Source organism: Amycolatopsis sp. NPDC051102 (assembly GCF_040682815.1).
GTDB lineage: Bacteria > Actinomycetota > Actinomycetes > Mycobacteriales > Pseudonocardiaceae > Amycolatopsis.
On the sequence record NZ_JBFBBT010000019.1, the window covers coordinates 62,742 to 78,752 of the forward strand.

The following is a 16,011-nucleotide window of genomic DNA, read 5'->3' on the forward strand; positions in this document are numbered from 1 at the left end:
CCCAGTGGTTCTTCCAGAACATGGGCCTGGGCGACGTCGTCGAGGTCACGAACTCGTGCAGGCTCAGGAAGTGGCCACTGGGGCGGGGTCGGGAGCCGGGGAACGGTGGCCCGGGCGGACCATCGTGACCGCCGCCGCGCCCAGGGCGCCTACGCCCGCGAAGGCGTAGAAGCCCCACGGGTACGCGATGCCCGCCGACAGGAGCGCGCCGCCCAGGACTGGGCCGGAGATTGCGCCGATGCGGCCGATTCCGGCCGACCAGCCGAGGCCCGTTGCGCGGATCGCGTCCGGGTAGAGGCGGCCGATGTACGCGTACACCAGGACCTGGGCGCTGAACACGAAACAGCCCGTCAGGAACACCGCCGCGTACAGCCCGACCGCCGGCAGCTTCACGCTCAGCAGGGCCAGGAACAGCGCGCCCGCGCAGAACCAGGCGATCGCCGACGGACGGATGCCGACGCGGTCGGCGACCCGGCCCGCCACCAGCAGGCCGGCGATGCCGCCGACGTTCAGCGTCAGCAGCAGGCTCAGCGCCGCGCCCAGCGGGTAGCCGGCTTGGCGCATGATCTCCGGCAGCCACGTGTTCAGCCCGTACACCAGCAGCAGGCCCATGAACGACGTCACCCAGAACGCGATCGTCGCGCGCAGCAGGCCACCCCGGAACAGGCCGGCGACGGCGTGCCCGGCCGACCGCTCGGTCTCGCGGACCCGCTGGAACGTCTCGGACTCCGGCAGGAACTTCAGCATCATCGGGATCAGCACGACGGCGGGCAGCGCGCCGGCGACGAACATCGCGCGCCAGCCCAGCGGCGAGATCAGCACGATGCCCAGCAACGCCGTCAGCACCGCGCCGACGTGGTAGCCCGTCATCACCGTGGTCGTCGCGCTGCCGGCCTTCCCGTGGCGCGCGTACTCCGTCACCAGGGTGATCGCCGTCGGCAGGCAGCCGCCGAGGCCCAGCCCGGCGACGAACCGCAGCAGCCCGAAGGCGAACGTCGACGGCGCGAAGGCGCACAGCAGCGTGCACAGCGAGAACAGCGCCACCGCAATGATCAGGGACTTCCGGCGGCCGATCACGTCGGTGACCGTGCCGATCGCCAGGCCGCCCAGCATCATCCCGGCGAGCCCGACGGTCGACACCACCGCCGCCGTGCCGGGGGTCAGGCCCCAGACGTGGCCGCGGAGCAGGACGGGCAGGACGGTGCCGAGCACGACCAGGTCGAACCCGTCGAGCAGAACGGCGGTCCAGGCCAGGGGCACGACCCAGGAGCGGGCGCCAGGGGACATCGGGAACCTCCGGTGGTGCGTCGGTGCACGTCTTGCGCACACATGTGCGTATTGCGCACAACTATGCCTGTGGGGTCCGACACAATCCACCGCTTTTCCGCTGAACGGAAGCCGAGCAGGGCCGCGTCACCTGCGGAAAGATCGAGTGCGTGGAAATCCTGACGCTGATGGGCGTGCTCGCGGGCTCACTCGCGCTGACCGCCCTCGCCCGGCGCTACAACCTGTCCGCGCCGCTGCTGGTGGTGCTCGTCGCGCTCGGCGTCGCGCTGATCCCCGGTGTGCCGCGACTGGAGCTGGAACCCGAGCTGGTCCTCAGCGTCGTGCTGCCGCCGCTGCTCTACTCGACGTCGCTCGAAAGCTCGGTGACGCACTTCCGGACGAACCTGCGGCCGATCATCGCGCTCGGCGTGGTGCTGGTCGGCGTGACCGCGGTGGTCGTCGCCGTCGTCGTGCACCTGCTGCTGCCGGACGTGCCGTTCGCGTCGGCGCTGGTCATCGGCGCGGTCGTGGCGCCGCCGGACGCGGTGACGGCGGTGGCGATCGGCCGCAAGCTCGGCCTGCCCCGGCGGGTGATGGCCGTGCTGACCGGGGAAAGCCTGGTCAACGACGCCGCCGCGCTGACGCTGTACAAGGTGGCGCTCGCCGCCGTCGCGGGGCTTTCGGGCTCGGCCGGGCACGGGTTCGCGGTGTTCGGGGTGGCGACCGTGCTGGGCATCGCCGTCGGCCTGGCGATCGGCGGCGTCGTCGTGCTGATCCGGCGGCTGCTCGACGACCCGCTGATGGAGTCGGCGTTCGGGATCATCGTGCCGTTCGCCGCGTACCTCACCGCCGAGCACCTGCACCCGATCAGCGACGACTTCAGCGGGTCGGGCGTGCTCGCCGTCGTGGCCGCCGGCCTCTACCTCGGCCACCGTTCCGTCTACGCGTCGCCGGCGACGCGCATGCAGGACAGATCGGTCTGGGCCTCGATCGACGTCCTGCTGGAAGCGCTCGTGTTCGCGTTGATGGGGCTGCAGCTGCCGTTCGTCCTCGATGGCGCCCAGCACGCGGCCCGCGACAACGGCACGCTCGCCCTCGTCGCGGTGGCCGTGCTGGCGGTGACGATGCTGGTGCGGATCCCGGCGGTGTTCGTCTCCGCCTACCTGCCCCAGACGGTGCGGCTCTTCGGCCGCGACCGCGAGGCGCCGTCGTGGCGGACGCTGGCGGTGGTGTCGTGGACCGGCATGCGCGGGGTCGTCACCCTGGCGGCGGCGGCCGGTGTTCCGGCGGGCACCCCGGGACGCGAGGAGATCCAGCTGTTCGCGTTCACCGTGGCCGTCGGCACGGTGCTCATCCAGGGGCTGACGTTGCCGCCGCTGATCCGGGCCCTGAAGGTGGAGGACCCCACCGAAGCGTCGCGGGACGAAGCGGAGGAGCTGGCCGCGCGCGAAGTCGCGAAGAAGGCCGCGCACGAACGGCTGCGCGAGCTCGGCCACGAGCGGCTGGCTGCGCTGGACCTGCCCCAGGAGAAGGTCGACCGGCTCAAGGAGCGGCTCCAGCGGCTGATCGACACGCGGTACCGCTTCGCCAAGGCCGCGATCACGCTGTCCGGCGAAGACCGGTCCGGCAGCCCGCAGGCCCAGTTCGCGAAGGCCCGGCGCGAGCTGCTGATCACCCAGCGCAAGGCGATGATCGAGGAGAACCGCGCCGGCCGGCTCGACGACGAAGTGCTGCAGAAGGTGCTGCGGGAGCTGGACCTGGAGGAGATGTCGGTGTCGGCGACCCTCACGAACCGGATGAGCTGACGACCTGCCAGGTCCGCAGCCGCTCTTCGGCGGAGCGGATGCCGGTCTGCGTCACGAGGACGTCGGTCGCGCCGGCGTCGTAGTAGCGCCGGAGCCCGTCGAGGACGGTCTTCTCGTCGCCGATGATCGCCAGGTCCGCCGGGTGACCGACGCCTTCGACGTCGAGGATCCGCCGGTAAGACGGGATCTGCGCGTAGAAGCCCATCTGCTCGACGGCCAGCGCGCGGACGGCGTCGGGATCGTCGGTGACGACGGCGGGCACGGCGGCGATGATCCGCTTGCCCGCGGGCAGGGCCGGGACGATCTCTTCGGAAAGCGCTCTCGGTCCGGCGAGGAAGGGCAGCGTGCCGTCGGCGAGCTCACTGGTGACGCGCAGCGCCTGCGGTCCCATCGCGGCCACGATGATCGGGACGTCCCCACCGCCGGACACTGTGGACGGTCCGGGGGCACGCGCGGTGATCGTCTCGCCCTCGAACTCGACGGCCTCCCCGGCGAAGACCCGCCGGAGCACGGTCAGATACTCGCGCAGGTGCCGGATCGGCGGCGGGTACTCGACGCCGTAGACGGGCCCGAGGAACCCCTTCGACCCGAGCCCGATGCCGAGCGTGAACCGGCCGCCGGTGGCCGCCTGCGCGGTCTGCGCCGCGCCCGCGACCAGGAACGGGTGCCGCGGGTAGGTGGGCACGACCGAGGTCCCCACCTCGATCCCCGGCACCTCCCGCCCGGCCAGCGCGGCGATCGCGATGGCGTCCTGGCTGAGCGGCAGCTGCGAAAACCAGACCGACCGCAGCCCGGCTTCGGCGGCTTGGCGCGTCTGGGTGATCAGCTCGTCGACGAGGTTGGACGCGGACCCGGCGTCTCCGGCGGGCAACGTGACTCCGATGGTCATGCTTCCACGCTAGCGAGCGGCGCCAGCGGTTTCCGGCTTCCCAGGACATGAGAACCCGAGCGCGAGCCACGGGATTCGCCCACTCTGTGCGAAATACCGATCACCGAGGAGAGCCCATGTCGCTGACCGAAGTCATCGAAGGCACCCGCAAGGCCGTCGACGCCGATCCGCACAACGCCGCCGTGTCCTTCAGCGTCGGCCACGTCCTCAAGCCCGGGACCAGGACCGAAGTCGAAGTCAACGTGCGGGACCACGCTTTCACCGTCGACGAACCGGCCGCGCTCGGCGGCACCGACCGGGCCGCCAACCCCGTCGAGTACGCGCTCGCCGCCCTCGGGTCCTGCCAGGTCATCACCTACCAGTTCTGGGCGGCGAAGCGCGGCATCCCGATCGACTCGATCAAGGTCACCGTCGACGGCGACCTCGACCTGCACGGGTTCTTCGGCTTCTCCTTCAACACCCGCCCCGGTTTCGGGGACGTGCGCGTCTCCGTCGAACTCGAGGGACCGGCGAGCCGGGAGCGCTACGAAGACCTCAAGCGCGAGGTCGACGAGCACTGCCCGGTGCTCGACTTGTTCCGCAACGAGACGCCGGTCAGCACGAAGCTGACCTAGACGAATTCGTGCCGGACGATCGTCTGGTCGCGCCCCGGGCCGACGCCGATGGCCGAAATCCGGGCGCCCGACAGCTCTTCCAGGCGCTCGACGTACGCCCGCGCGTTCGCCGGGAGCTCCTCGAACGTGCGGCAGCCCGAGATGTCCTCGAACCAGCCCGGGTGCTCTTCGTAGATCGGGATCGCGTGGTGCACGTCGGTCTGCGTCATCGGCATGTCCTGCGTGCGGAACCCGTCGACTTCGTAGCCGACGCACACCGGCACCTTCTCCAGGCCGGACAGCACGTCCAGCTTCGTGAGGAAGTAGTCGGTGATGCCGTTGACGCGCACCGCGTACCGCGCGATCACCGCGTCGAACCAGCCGGTGCGCCGCGAGCGGCCCGTCGTCACGCCGAACTCGCCACCCTGCTTGCGCAGGTACTCGCCCGACTCGTCGTGCAGCTCGGTCGGGAACGGGCCGGAGCCGACGCGGGTGGTGTACGCCTTGAGGATGCCGAGGACCGTGCCGATCCGGCCGGGGCCGATGCCCGAACCCGCGCTCGCCCCGCCGGACGTCGGGTTCGACGACGTCACGAACGGGTAGGTGCCGTGGTCGACGTCCAGCAGCGTGCCCTGCGAACCCTCCAGCAGCACGGTTTCGCCGCGCTCCAGCGCCTGGTTCAGCTGCAGCCGCGTGTCGGCGATGCGGTGCGCGAACTTCTCGCCGGCCGCCAGCACCTCGTCGGCGACCTGGTCCGCGTCCAGCGCCTTGCGGTTGTAGACCTTCACCAGCACCTGGTTCTTGAACTCCAGCGCGGCTTCGACCTTCTGGCGGAAGATCTTCTCGTCGAGCAGGTCCTGCACGCGGACGCCGACGCGGGCGATCTTGTCCTGGTAGCACGGCCCGATGCCGCGGCCGGTGGTGCCGATCTTGCGGCTGCCGAGGTACCGCTCGGTGACTTTGTCGATGGCCACGTGGTACGGCATGATCAAGTGGGCGTCGGCGGAGATCAGCAGCTTGGACGTGTCGACGTCCCGCGCTTCCAGTCCGGACAGCTCTTCCAGCAGCACACCCGGGTCCACGACCACGCCGTTGCCGATGACGTTCGTCACGCCGGGGGTGAGGATGCCGGACGGGATGAGGTGCAGGGCGAAGTTCTCGCCGTTCGGCAGGACGACCGTGTGACCGGCGTTGTTGCCACCCTGGTAGCGGACGACCCACTGGACGCGGTCACCCATCAGGTCGGTGGCCTTGCCCTTGCCTTCGTCTCCCCATTGGGCACCGATGAGCACGATGGCCGGCATGTGACACTCCAGGTGTTCGACGACTGAGGTTTAGTGTCCCGGACGGACACCGGTGGCGCTGACGAAATGCCGGTGCATGACTGTAACGGAGGACCCGCGGGTGCGCGGAATAGTGGTGGCCTGTGGCGACGAGGCGGCCGGCTTCGAGGAGGTCGACGACATCGAGTCGATCCGCGTGCCGAGCCGTCCCGGCAAGGCGGAAATCGACCCCTTGCTGGGCGAACACGATCACCTGGTCGTGTCGGGCACGGACGCGGACTTGGCCGCCGTAGTGGTGCGGCTGCTGCGCAAGGACGCCGTCTCCGGTGTGTCGGTCGGGTTCGTGCCGTCGTCGCCCGGCTCGTCCGTCGCCACGCTGTGGGGCCTGCCGAAGACGCCGTTGCAGGCGCTCGCACTGGCGTTGCGCGGCGAGGTCGACCCGGTGCCGCTGATCCGCGACGACGTCGGCGGCGTGCTCGTCGGGCGCGGGGAGCTGCGGCTGGTCCGCGGGGTGGCCTACGCCGACGAGCAGGTGGCGCTGCGCGGGCCCGCCGCGGCCATCGAGGTGACGCCGGACCCGGGCGGTCCGGGCATGGCCGTCCGGGTCGTCAAGGGGACGATCTTCAAGCGGCCGACGACGTTGTACTCGCGGGCGTTCCAGATCGGCTGCATCCCGACCCGGCCGGTGCGCGACGACGTCGTCTACGAGCGCGCGGTGAACAAGTGGACCTGGTACCGGCACACCGAAGACCTGCGGCTGGTCCGGGGAGCCCTCTGATCAACACTGTCCGGTGAACCGCGGGTAACGCACTGTTCATTGACGGGCAGCAACATGTCACCTATACGTGTTGTACCCGCCACTCCCGTGTCGCAGGGTTAGCTGTCCCCACTTACGACACGGAGGCAGCAAGATGCCAACCAGGCGTGCTGTTCGTCATTCGTTCACTGTCCTCGCCGTGACCGCGGTGCTGTCCGGCACCCTGGCCGGCGTCGCGGACGCGACCCCGCCGGGCATCCCGTCGGCAACCACCGCGCAGTCCGAGCTCGCGACCCTCACGGTCAAGGCCGACGGTTCGCAGACCGGCTACAGCCGCGACAAGTTCCCGCACTGGATCGACCAGGGCAACAGCTGCAACACCCGCGAAGTGGTGCTGAAGCGCGACGGCACGAACGTAGTGACCGACTCCAGCTGCGCCGCAACCTCCGGCAAGTGGTTCAGCCCGTACGACGGCGCAACCTGGACGGCGGCGTCCGATGTGGACATCGACCACGTCGTCCCCCTGGCCGACGCGTGGCGCACGGGCGCGTCGTCGTGGACGACCGCGCAGCGCCAGGCGTTCGCGAACGACCTCACCGACCCGCAGCTGATCGCCGTGACGGACAACGTCAACCAGGAGAAGGGCGACAAGTCGCCCGACGCGTGGAAGCCGCCGCTCGTCAGCTACTGGTGCACCTACGCGAAGATGTGGGTCGCGGTGAAGTACAAGTTCAAGCTGACGATCAACTCGGCGGAGAAGACGGCGCTGACGGACATGCTCGGCCGCTGCTGAGGTCCACGCCTGACCAGTACGCTCGGGTGGGTGCGGATCCTCCTCACGTGCCGCCCGGCGTACGGCCACCTGTACCCGCTGCTGCCGCTCGCGATCGCGGCTCGGGACGCCGGGCACGACGTCGTCTTCGGTACCGGCAGCGACTTCGTCCCCATGGTGCGTGACCTCGGGTTCGAAGCCCACCGCGCCGGCATCGGGATCGGTGAGGCCGAAGCCGAGGCCAAACAGCGGCACGGCGAGGACGCCGGCTTTCTCGATGTCGGCATCACGATGTTCGCCGAGCTGCTGCCGCGCTCGCTCCTCGACGACCTGGCGCCGTTGCTGCCGCGGCTGCGGCCCGACCTTCTCGTTTACGAGATGAGCGACGTCGGCACCGGGATTGCGGCCCGGCGTGCGGGGCTGCCCGCCGTCTCGGTGGTGATCGGGCGGTCGATGCCGCCGGAACTGCTCGCCGTCGCCACCGAACGGCTGCGGCCGCTGTGGGGTGAGCTGCCCGCCGATGCCCTGCTGGGTGACGTCTGCGTCGACGTCTGGCCCGACAGCGTCCGCGATCCGGGTACCGCCGCCGTGCCGAAGGTGTTCCGGATGCGGCCGACGCCCTACGACCCCGACGTCCCGCTGCCGCCCCTTCCGGACGACGGCTTCGCCTACCTGACGCTCGGCACCGTCGTCTACGGCGCTACGCAGGTGCTGCGCGGGGCGATCCGCGCGCTGTCGAAGCTCGACGTCGACGTGCTGGTGGCGCTCGGCCCGGGCGATCCCGCGCTGCTGGGCGAGTTGCCGGGGCGGGTCCGGGTCGCGGGGTTCGTGCCGCAGGCCGAGGTGCTGAAGCACGCCGGTCTGGTGGTGCACCACGGCGGCACCGGCACGACCCTCGCCGCGCTCGCCGCCGGGCTGCCGCAGCTGATCCTGCCGCAGGGCGCGGACCAGTTCGCCAACGCCGACACCCTGAGCGCGCTCGGCGCGGCGAAGGCGCTGGTCGGCGACGCGGTCCGGATCGACGCGATCGAGACGGCGGCCCGCGCGCTCCTGACCGATCCGCAGCCGCGGGAAATCGCCGAGGGTGTCGCGCGGGAAATCGCCGGAATGCCTTCGCCCGAACAGGTCCTGGCCGACGTCGTCAGCTGGGCGGGTTGACCAGCGCCAGGATTTCCCTTGCCACGGCGTCGTTCTGGCGGAACGACAAGGCGTTCGTCCGCGGCCGGGTGAACGCCGCCGCCGAGCGGGCGCTCGTGTGCGGGCCCACCGAGAACCGGTGCGGGTGGGCCCGGCCCGTTCCGTCGAGCAGGCGGGAGTCCGACACCCGCGTGTGGATCCGGCCCGACGGCAGCAACTCGCCCGTCACCGGATCCGCCACCGCCTCTTCGGCCAGCTCGCCCGCGTCGCGCAGCTGCCGGAGGAGGCCGTCGGCCGCGCGGGTGACGCTCGGGGCCGGCAGCCGCGCTTCGACGAGCGTGCGTGCTTCGACCGTTTCCGGGTGACTCGCTCCGGACGCCACGAAGACGCCGCGCTCGGCCGCGACCCGCATTTCCGCGCCCACGAACGAAACCAGCCCCGCCTCGTGCAGCGCCAGCAGTTCCTCCAGGCGACGCGGGGGCGGTCCGCTGGCGTAGTACGAGAAGAACCCGTGGAACCAGCCGTCCACATCGGACACTTGCGACGCGGCGGTCAGCCGTCCGTTCCGGACCAGCGTGGGCAGCTGGGCGTACACCGACAGCAGCGCCATGAAGGCACCCAGATCGGCGCTGAACTCCTGGTCCGCCCGGCGCGCCAGGTCGGCTTCGACGTACTCGCGCAGTTCCTTGCCGAACTCCTCGGCCGTGCCGGACGTGCGGCCCGCCATGGGCCGGTCCAGCCGGTCGAGGTCGAGCCGGTCGGCCTCGGCGGGCACCGCGCGCTCGACGAGGTCCCGCATGCCCGGCGAGTCCCAGGGCAGGTCGGCGAAGGCGTCGGCGAACACCGCGAAGTCCAGCCGCACCCGCTCGGGATGCCCGGTGAACAGCTCGCTGTAGTAGCCCCAGGCCAGCTCCTTCGCCATCAGCGGCCAGATGTCCCGGCGGAAGTCCAGCGCGGCGCCGGCCAGCTCGTCGATGGCGTAGGCGTCGAAGAACCTGGGCAGCCGCAACGGTTTCCCGCGCAGCCGGTAGCCGATCTTCGCGTGGTAGGGCACCCCGCGCCGGGAACCGACGTGCAGCACCGGCTCGGCGCCGCTCGGGTGGTAGCGCAGCCCGCCGCCCGGCCGCTTTTCGAACCGGCCGCCGCGGCCCTCGGTCAGCAGCAGCATCAGGTCGACGAACGCGAGCCCGAACCCCCGCACCAGCACGGGTTCGCCCGGGGCGATGGCGGAGTAGTCGACGTCGGCGGTGTAACCGGCCGGGTAGTAGGCCAGCCCGTGCCGTGCGGCGAACGACACCAGCTCGCGCTCCCGCTCGTCGGGTTCCGCGTCGAGGTGCCCGACGGTGAACACGACGGCGTCCGCGGCGATGGCCGACCCGTCGGACAGGCTGACGGTGTTCCCGGCCACCCCGGTCGCCCGGGCCGCGTGCTCGACGACGTCGACGCCGCCGGGGAGGTCCGCCACGACGTGCCGGTACACCCAGGTCAGGTAGGCGCTCAGCAGCCGCCGGGTGGGGAAGTCGAAGGGGCCGAGCGCGGCCAGCTCGGCGACGACGCCGGCAGGCACCTCGGCGTCGAGCCCGCCGTCCCGCACCTTCCGCGCCCACTCCAGCAGCGACGGACCCGGCCGCACCGGGCCCGCCATCGTCACCGAGTCGTCGGTGAACATCGTGACGTCCTCGGGCATGGAGTTCATCCGCAGCAGCGGTGACTGGTCGTACCGCCACACCCGGCCGGGCCCGGGCGGAAAGGGGTCGACCAGGTGCACCTCGAGCCGCCGGTCGCCGAGCAGTTCCCCGGCGTTCGCGCCGAGCCGTTCGAGGACGCCGACCCCGCGGGGTCCGGCGCCCACGACAACCAGGGTGAACGGCGGGAGATCGGCCACGAACCCGAAGCTACGCCGGGCTTTCGCGGCCGGAAGCCGTTCCCACAGGGCGGAACCCATCCGGCGTGCCCGCGGCTCCGAAGTCCTCGGGTACGCCGGCGAAAGGAGCGGACTTGACCTTCGTCCACCGAGGTGCCCGGACCTCAGCCGCACGCCGCCACCTGCGAATACTTGGCCGACGAGCTCGGTTCGCCGCGCCGCGTCCACACCGCGCAGGACGTGGTCGGCACCCTCCTCCGGGGGAACTGGGCGATCTTCGCCCACGAGTGGGCCGATCCGGACGGGATCGACCCGGAGCACTGGCGGGACGTCGTCGAGGCCGCCGCGGAGGCGGCCGGGGTCGACGTCGAGTTCGTCGTCATCCCGCGCCGGTCCCTGACCGTCGTCTTCAACCGGGCCGTGCCGCCCAGCTTCGAGCAGGTCCGCGCGTCGATCGAAGTGATCGAACGCGCACGCCAGGCGGGCTGAGGTGGCCGTTTCCGGCCGGTAGCCACCTCGCGAACGCGAGGTGGCTACTTTTGCCTCTGGCGACCCGACCGAGTGGTGCGGAATGATCCATCGGTGACTCCTGGGCGACCGGTCAGACACTGCGGGCTATCGTCTGACCCGTTCGGGAAAGCTCCGTGACACCTTGGATACCAGCGAAAGAACCTAGAGATTTACCAACTGTCACGGGACACTGGCTGGGGGAACTCACGTACCGTGACGGCCTGGTGACCAGCCGGTCAATCGACGACTGGTCCGAGGCGGGCACGGTCTGCACACGGAGTCGGAGAAACGCATGGCAGCACCGCCGGACCGGGTCACGTTCCGCGAGGTGTTCGGGATCGCCGAGTTCCGGGCGCTCTGGTTCGCGGAACTGTTGTCGATCGCCGGGGACCAGCTGGCGAGAGTGGCGCTTTCGATCCTGGTGTTCACCACCACCGGTTCCGCCACGCTGACCGGGCTCACCTACGCGCTGACCTTCGCCCCGTCGCTGATCGGCGGCATCTTCCTGACCGGGCTCGCCGACCGGTTCTCGCGACGCACCGTGATGGTCGCCGTCGACCTGCTCCGGGCCGGGCTGATCCTGCTCGTCGCCGTGCCCGACCTGCCGTTCTGGGTGGTCTGCGTGCTCGTCGGCGGCGTCTCGCTGCTGAACCCGCCGTTCAAGGCCGCCCAGCTCGCGCTGCTGCCGCAGGTCCTGGAGGGCGACCGGTTCGTCGTCGGCATGGGCGTGCGCACCATGACCGTCCAGTCGGCGCAGCTGCTCGGCTTCGCCGGCGGCGGCGCGCTGCTGCTGGCCCTCGACCCGCACGTCGCGCTGGTGCTCGATGCCGTCACGTTCCTGCTGTCCGCGACCTTCGTCCGGTTCGGCGTGCGCCCGCGGCCTGCTGCCGCGAACCCGGAGACGCGGAAGTCGTTCTTCGCCACGATCGGCGCCGGTGGCCGGGTGGCCTTCGCCAGCCCCGCCCTGCGGACGCTGGTGCTGTTCACCTGGCTGATGGGCCTGCTGCCGGTCTACGAGGGGATCGCCGCGCCGTACGTGGCGTCGGCGGGCGGTGGGCCCGAACTCGTCGGGCTGCTGCTCGCGGCCGACCCGGTGGGCAGCGTGATCGGCACGTTCGTCTTCACGCGGTGGGTGCCGTCCGACGCCCGGCCGAAGCTGATCGCGCCGCTGTCGGCGCTGTGCGGGGTGCCCATGCTGGTGGGCTTCGCGCAGCCCGGCCCGTGGGTGTCGATCGTCCTGTTCATCCTGTCCGGGGCCTTCGGCGCGGTGGCGCTGCTGCAGGCCACGGCGTCGCTGACGCTGGCCGTCCCGGACGAGAACCGGGCGCAGACGATGGGGCTGTCCAACACCGGGCTGACGACGATGCTCGGCGTGAGCCCGCTCATCGGCGGCGTGCTGACCGACTACTTCGGGGCGCAAACAACCGTCGGAATCTTCGGCGTTGCCGGATTGATACTTACGGTGCCGCTCGCGCTGGCGTGGCGGCGTGCGCGGAGTTCAAGGGCCGGCGAAGACGGGCATGACTTTGAAACCCAGCGCGCCGAACACGCCTGAACACGCTCGACACGCTGGTTTCGTCATCGCGACCTTGCGGCGCGGCTCCGGCTCACTGATCTCTGGAACGCATCGCTGGCCACCCTTCGATCCGGCGTCCCGGAAAATGTACACACCTAAGGCCCTTGTGGACAGACGGCAAACGGGCTGAAACTGTCCGTGAGTGGTTCATCACCACCACCGAGCGCAAGGGTTTGGGGGAAAAATGGTCACATTGGGGGAACGGTCTGGACAAGGCGTGATTTCTGGTGTTGCGGGCTGGGCGCTGTGGCGGCGGCCGCCCCGCTGGATCGCTGTCACGCTCGCGGCGATCGCAGTACTGGTGGGCTGGACGGCCGTCGCCACGGTCACCACCCCGGTCACGTTGAAGCACCTGGGCATCGTGGGGCTGCTGGGGGCTCTCGCACTGGCCCAAACCGAGGTCAGCCGCCGGATCGAGCGCCAGCGGCGCATCCTGAGCGACGGCCCGCACATGAACATGACGTCGGTGTGGCTGCTGCCCGCCGCCCTGCTGCTGCCGACGCAGCTGGTCACCTTGCTCGGGGTGACGCTGTACGTCGGCCTGGCGCTGCGCAGCTGGTCGGGCACCCGCCCGGGCCAGCCGCACCGGGTCGCCGCGAACGCCACCAGCGCGACGCTGTCGGCGTGCTCGGCCGGCCTGGTCACGCTGTACTCGCCCGAGCTCAGCGTCGTCACCGTTTCGATCGCGGTGCTGGTGTACTTCGTGGTCAACGCGGCCCTCACCGGACTCGGCCTCTACCTCGCCAACCCGGCCGAGGCGACGGTCGAGAGCTGCCTGGGCGGCATGGACGACAACCTCCTCGAGCTGTCCACGCTCTGCGTCGGCGGCCTGCTGGTGATGGTGCTCGGCCACGAGCCGCTGCTGTCGGTGCTGGTCATCCTGCCGCTGTACGTGCTGCAGCGGTCCGTGCTGGTCAAGCGGCTGGAAGAGCTGGCGACCACCGACCAGAAGACGCAGCTGCTCAACGCCACCACCTGGCAGGACGGCGCCCAGCGCGAGATCTCGCGCGCCGCGCGCGAGAACGGCAGCTTCGGCGCCATGATGATCGACCTCGACCACTTCAAGCGGATCAACGACACCTACGGGCACCTCGCGGGGGACGACGTGCTCAAGGCGGTCGCCGCCGTGGTCAAGCAGGAGACCCGGGCGCACGACCTGGTCGGCCGGTTCGGGGGCGAGGAGTTCGTCGCGCTGCTGCCGTCGACGTCCAAGGAGGACGCCATCGTCACGGCGGAGCGGATCCGGCAACGGGTCAGCGAGCTGATCATCAGCACCACGACCAACGCGGGCACCGCCGTCGACATCGAACGGCAGACGGCGTCCATCGGCGTCGCCGCCTACCCGCTGGACGGGTCGTCGATCGAGGAAGTGATGGCGTCGGCCGACGCGGCCGTGTACGCGGCCAAACACGGCGGGCGAAATAGGGTGGTGGGGTCCGCGGCGGCGGCGTTGGCCGCGGCTTAGCGCCCTACCGCAACCGCTCGATGACGTCGCTCGCCTTGGTCTGGAGGCGGGCGACGCCGCCGACGGTGAATTCGGTCAGCAGGTCGATCAAGGCGTCCTGGTCCGGCGGCTCGCCATCCCAGGTGGCCTGGACCAGTGATTCGGTCATCGCGAAGAAGAGGGTGACGAGCGCGCGGTCGGCCCGGCCGGAGTCGATGCCGTGCGCCGCCCACCGCTTGCGGCTGGCGTCGGCGTAGACGACGGCCAGCCGCTCCCTCAACCGGGTGAGAGCGGGGTCGCCGGCGCGCTCGGCCGCCCGGAGCACGCCGTAGCCCTCCGGGTGGTCGGCGACGAAGGTGACCATGTTGGCGTAGTTGGCCCGCGCCCAGGCCCGCAGGCCCGGCTGCGTGTCGGCCACCGAAGGGCCGGCGATGGCGGTGAACGCGCTTTCCTCGGTGACCGCCACGACCTCGGCGAACAGCGTCGCGCGGTCGCCGAACTGCTCGTAGACGCCCTGCCGCGAAACGCCGGCCTCGCGGGCGATCTGCTCGATCGTCGCGCCCTGCATCCCGTGCTGCGCGACGACCCGCGCGGTCGCCTCCAGCACGCGGGCGCGCTGTTCGGAGACCGGGAGCTTGCGCGGCCGCCCGCGCGGAGCCGGGCTTGACATCGTGGTCCACCTCACGTGATTCTTTTTCCGACACCTCTGTCCAAAAAGGTGTTCCCCCGCGCACCCGCCCTGCTCAACGAGGAGCAAGCATGCGTATCTTCCCCCGCCGCGCCCTCTCCGCGGTCGTCGCCACGGTTTCCGTTCTGGCCCTGGCGACGCTCGGTCCGCCCGCGGCCGCCGCCGCGTCCTTCTACGATCCCCCGTCCCCCCTGCCCGCCGGCCGCGACGGCGACGTCATCCGGCACGAGACGTCGACGTTCTACATCGACCCGATCCAGCTGATCAAGGCCGACGCAGACGTGCAGCGGATCATGTACCTCAGCCGCGACACGCACGACACGCCGATCGCCGTCACCGGCACGGTGCTGACGCCGCACGCGGCGTGGCACGGTTCCGGGCCGCGCCCGATCGTCTCCTACGCCGTCGGCACGCAGGGCGAGGGCGACGACTGCGCCCCGTCGAAAGCGCTTGCCGCGGGCTTCGAGTACGAAGGCCCGTTCATCGCCGGGCTGCTGACGCGGGGCTACGGCGTCGTCGTCACCGACTACGAAGGGCTGGGCACGCCCGGCGACCACACGTACGTCAACCGGGCTTCGCAGGGGCACGCGGTGCTCGACGCGATCCGCGCGGCGCAGCGGCTGCCGGAAGCGGGCCTGCCCGACGACGGCCCGGTCGCGATCGCGGGCTACTCCCAGGGCGGCGGCGCGTCGGCCGCGGCGGCGGAACTGCAGCCGGGCTACGCACCCGAGCTGAAGCTGAAGGGCGCGTACGCCGGGGCGGTGCCGGCGGACCTCGCCGAGGTCGCGAAGAACCTCGACGGGCACTACGCGGTCGGCTTCCTCGGCTTCGCGCTGGTCAGCTTGAACTACGCGTACCCGGAGCTGAACATCCCGGCGCTGCTCAACGCGCGCGGCAAGCAGCTGTTCGAGCAGGTCCGGACCGAGTGCACGGTGGAGGCGATCGCCGCGCACGCGTTCACGCAGTCGGCGACGCTGACCAACGACGGCCGCTCGCTGACCTCGTACCTCGGCGAAGAGCCGTACAAGTCGCGGGTGGGCCAGCAGAAGATCGGCTCGCTGAAGCCGTCGGCGCCGGTGCTGATCGTCCACAGCGCACTCGACGACATCGTGCCCTACGCGCAGGACCGCGACCTGGGCCGGACGTGGTGCGGCAAGGGCGTGAAGGTGCAGTTCAGCACGTCGCTGGTGCCGACGCACGTGCTCGGCGCGGTGCGGGCGTACCCGGAGGCGTTCGCCTGGCTCGAGGGCCGCTTCGCCGGCCTCCCGGCGCCGGTCAACTGCGGCTGGTTCTGAGGTCTGCCGCGGCCGGTCGTGAGTGGTAAGGCGAGTTAGAAAACGCCCAGACCAAAAACCAAGAGGGGGGGAGAAAGGACGCGGGCGATACGGGGCCCCGGGGGGGGGTGAGGGCGGGGGAGGGCGCGGGCG

General features: G+C 70.9%; 14 protein-coding genes. 9 read left to right on the forward strand and 5 right to left on the reverse strand.

Annotated elements, in window-relative coordinates; translation table 11 throughout:
• Positions 1–63: 63 nt before the first annotated feature.
• On the reverse strand, positions 64–1,287 hold the full coding sequence (locus AB0M93_RS36710; RefSeq protein ID WP_364282698.1) for an aromatic acid/H+ symport family MFS transporter: 1,224 nt from the start codon (positions 1,285–1,287) through the stop codon (positions 64–66).
• A 149-nt stretch (positions 1,288–1,436) separates the two neighbouring features.
• On the opposite strand from AB0M93_RS36710, the gene AB0M93_RS36715 reads away from it, so the two are divergent.
• On the forward strand, positions 1,437–3,071 hold the full coding sequence (locus AB0M93_RS36715) for a Na+/H+ antiporter (protein WP_364282700.1): 1,635 nt from the start codon (positions 1,437–1,439) through the stop codon (positions 3,069–3,071).
• Here the strand turns inward: AB0M93_RS36715 and AB0M93_RS36720 are convergent.
• Complete coding sequence (locus tag AB0M93_RS36720) at positions 3,052–3,960, reverse strand: TIGR03564 family F420-dependent LLM class oxidoreductase (RefSeq protein WP_364282703.1); 909 nt, start codon at positions 3,958–3,960, stop codon at positions 3,052–3,054. The genes AB0M93_RS36715 and AB0M93_RS36720 overlap by 20 nt on opposite strands.
• A 116-nt stretch (positions 3,961–4,076) precedes the next feature.
• Here AB0M93_RS36720 and AB0M93_RS36725 point away from each other — a divergent pair, with 116 nt between their 5' ends.
• On the forward strand, positions 4,077–4,574 hold the full coding sequence (locus AB0M93_RS36725; RefSeq protein ID WP_364282705.1) for an OsmC family protein: 498 nt from the start codon (positions 4,077–4,079) through the stop codon (positions 4,572–4,574).
• On the opposite strand, the gene AB0M93_RS36730 is transcribed toward AB0M93_RS36725, so the two are convergent.
• A complete protein-coding gene (locus tag AB0M93_RS36730) occupies positions 4,571–5,857 on the reverse strand; it encodes an adenylosuccinate synthase (RefSeq protein ID WP_364282708.1) in 1,287 nt (428 codons plus the stop codon). The two genes, AB0M93_RS36725 and AB0M93_RS36730, sit on opposite strands and share 4 nt — an antisense overlap.
• 112 nt (positions 5,858–5,969) lie before the next feature.
• Between AB0M93_RS36730 and AB0M93_RS36735 the strand changes: the two genes are divergently transcribed.
• From AB0M93_RS36735 to AB0M93_RS36745, 3 genes are all read left to right on the forward strand, one after another.
• Entirely contained in the window at positions 5,970–6,614 is a 645-nt protein-coding gene (locus AB0M93_RS36735) for a hypothetical protein (protein WP_364283026.1), read from the forward strand.
• Between the two features lie 133 nt (positions 6,615–6,747).
• Positions 6,748–7,386, forward strand: coding sequence for an HNH endonuclease family protein (locus tag AB0M93_RS36740; protein ID WP_364282711.1), 639 nt, complete (start codon positions 6,748–6,750; stop codon positions 7,384–7,386).
• Between the two features lie 30 nt (positions 7,387–7,416).
• Entirely contained in the window at positions 7,417–8,523 is a 1,107-nt protein-coding gene (locus AB0M93_RS36745; protein ID WP_364282714.1) for a glycosyltransferase, read from the forward strand.
• On the opposite strand, the gene AB0M93_RS36750 is transcribed toward AB0M93_RS36745, so the two are convergent.
• Complete coding sequence (locus AB0M93_RS36750) at positions 8,507–10,387, reverse strand: FAD/NAD(P)-binding protein (protein ID WP_364282717.1); 1,881 nt, start codon at positions 10,385–10,387, stop codon at positions 8,507–8,509. The genes AB0M93_RS36745 and AB0M93_RS36750 overlap by 17 nt on opposite strands.
• A 132-nt stretch (positions 10,388–10,519) precedes the next feature.
• Here AB0M93_RS36750 and AB0M93_RS36755 point away from each other — a divergent pair, with 132 nt between their 5' ends.
• The 3 genes from AB0M93_RS36755 to AB0M93_RS36765 all read left to right on the forward strand — a co-directional run bounded on the left by AB0M93_RS36755 (position 10,520) and on the right by AB0M93_RS36765 (position 13,917).
• Complete coding sequence (locus AB0M93_RS36755) at positions 10,520–10,855, forward strand: hypothetical protein (RefSeq protein WP_364282719.1); 336 nt, start codon at positions 10,520–10,522, stop codon at positions 10,853–10,855.
• 313 nt (positions 10,856–11,168) lie between these two features.
• Positions 11,169–12,431, forward strand: a complete 1,263-nt coding sequence (locus AB0M93_RS36760) for an MFS transporter (protein ID WP_364282722.1) — start codon at positions 11,169–11,171, stop codon at positions 12,429–12,431.
• Positions 12,432–12,753: 322 nt separating this feature from the next.
• On the forward strand, positions 12,754–13,917 hold the full coding sequence (locus tag AB0M93_RS36765; protein WP_364283028.1) for a GGDEF domain-containing protein: 1,164 nt from the start codon (positions 12,754–12,756) through the stop codon (positions 13,915–13,917).
• Between the two features lie 4 nt (positions 13,918–13,921).
• Here the strand turns inward: AB0M93_RS36765 and AB0M93_RS36770 are convergent, their stop codons facing one another.
• Positions 13,922–14,566 carry a TetR/AcrR family transcriptional regulator gene (locus AB0M93_RS36770; RefSeq protein WP_364282725.1) on the reverse strand — a complete coding sequence of 215 codons (645 nt, stop codon included), beginning with the start codon at positions 14,564–14,566 and terminating at the stop codon, positions 13,922–13,924.
• Between the two features lie 89 nt (positions 14,567–14,655).
• On the opposite strand from AB0M93_RS36770, the gene AB0M93_RS36775 reads away from it, so the two are divergent.
• Positions 14,656–15,879, forward strand: coding sequence for a lipase family protein (locus AB0M93_RS36775; RefSeq protein ID WP_364282727.1), 1,224 nt, complete (start codon positions 14,656–14,658; stop codon positions 15,877–15,879).
• Positions 15,880–16,011: the final 132 nt, after the last annotated feature.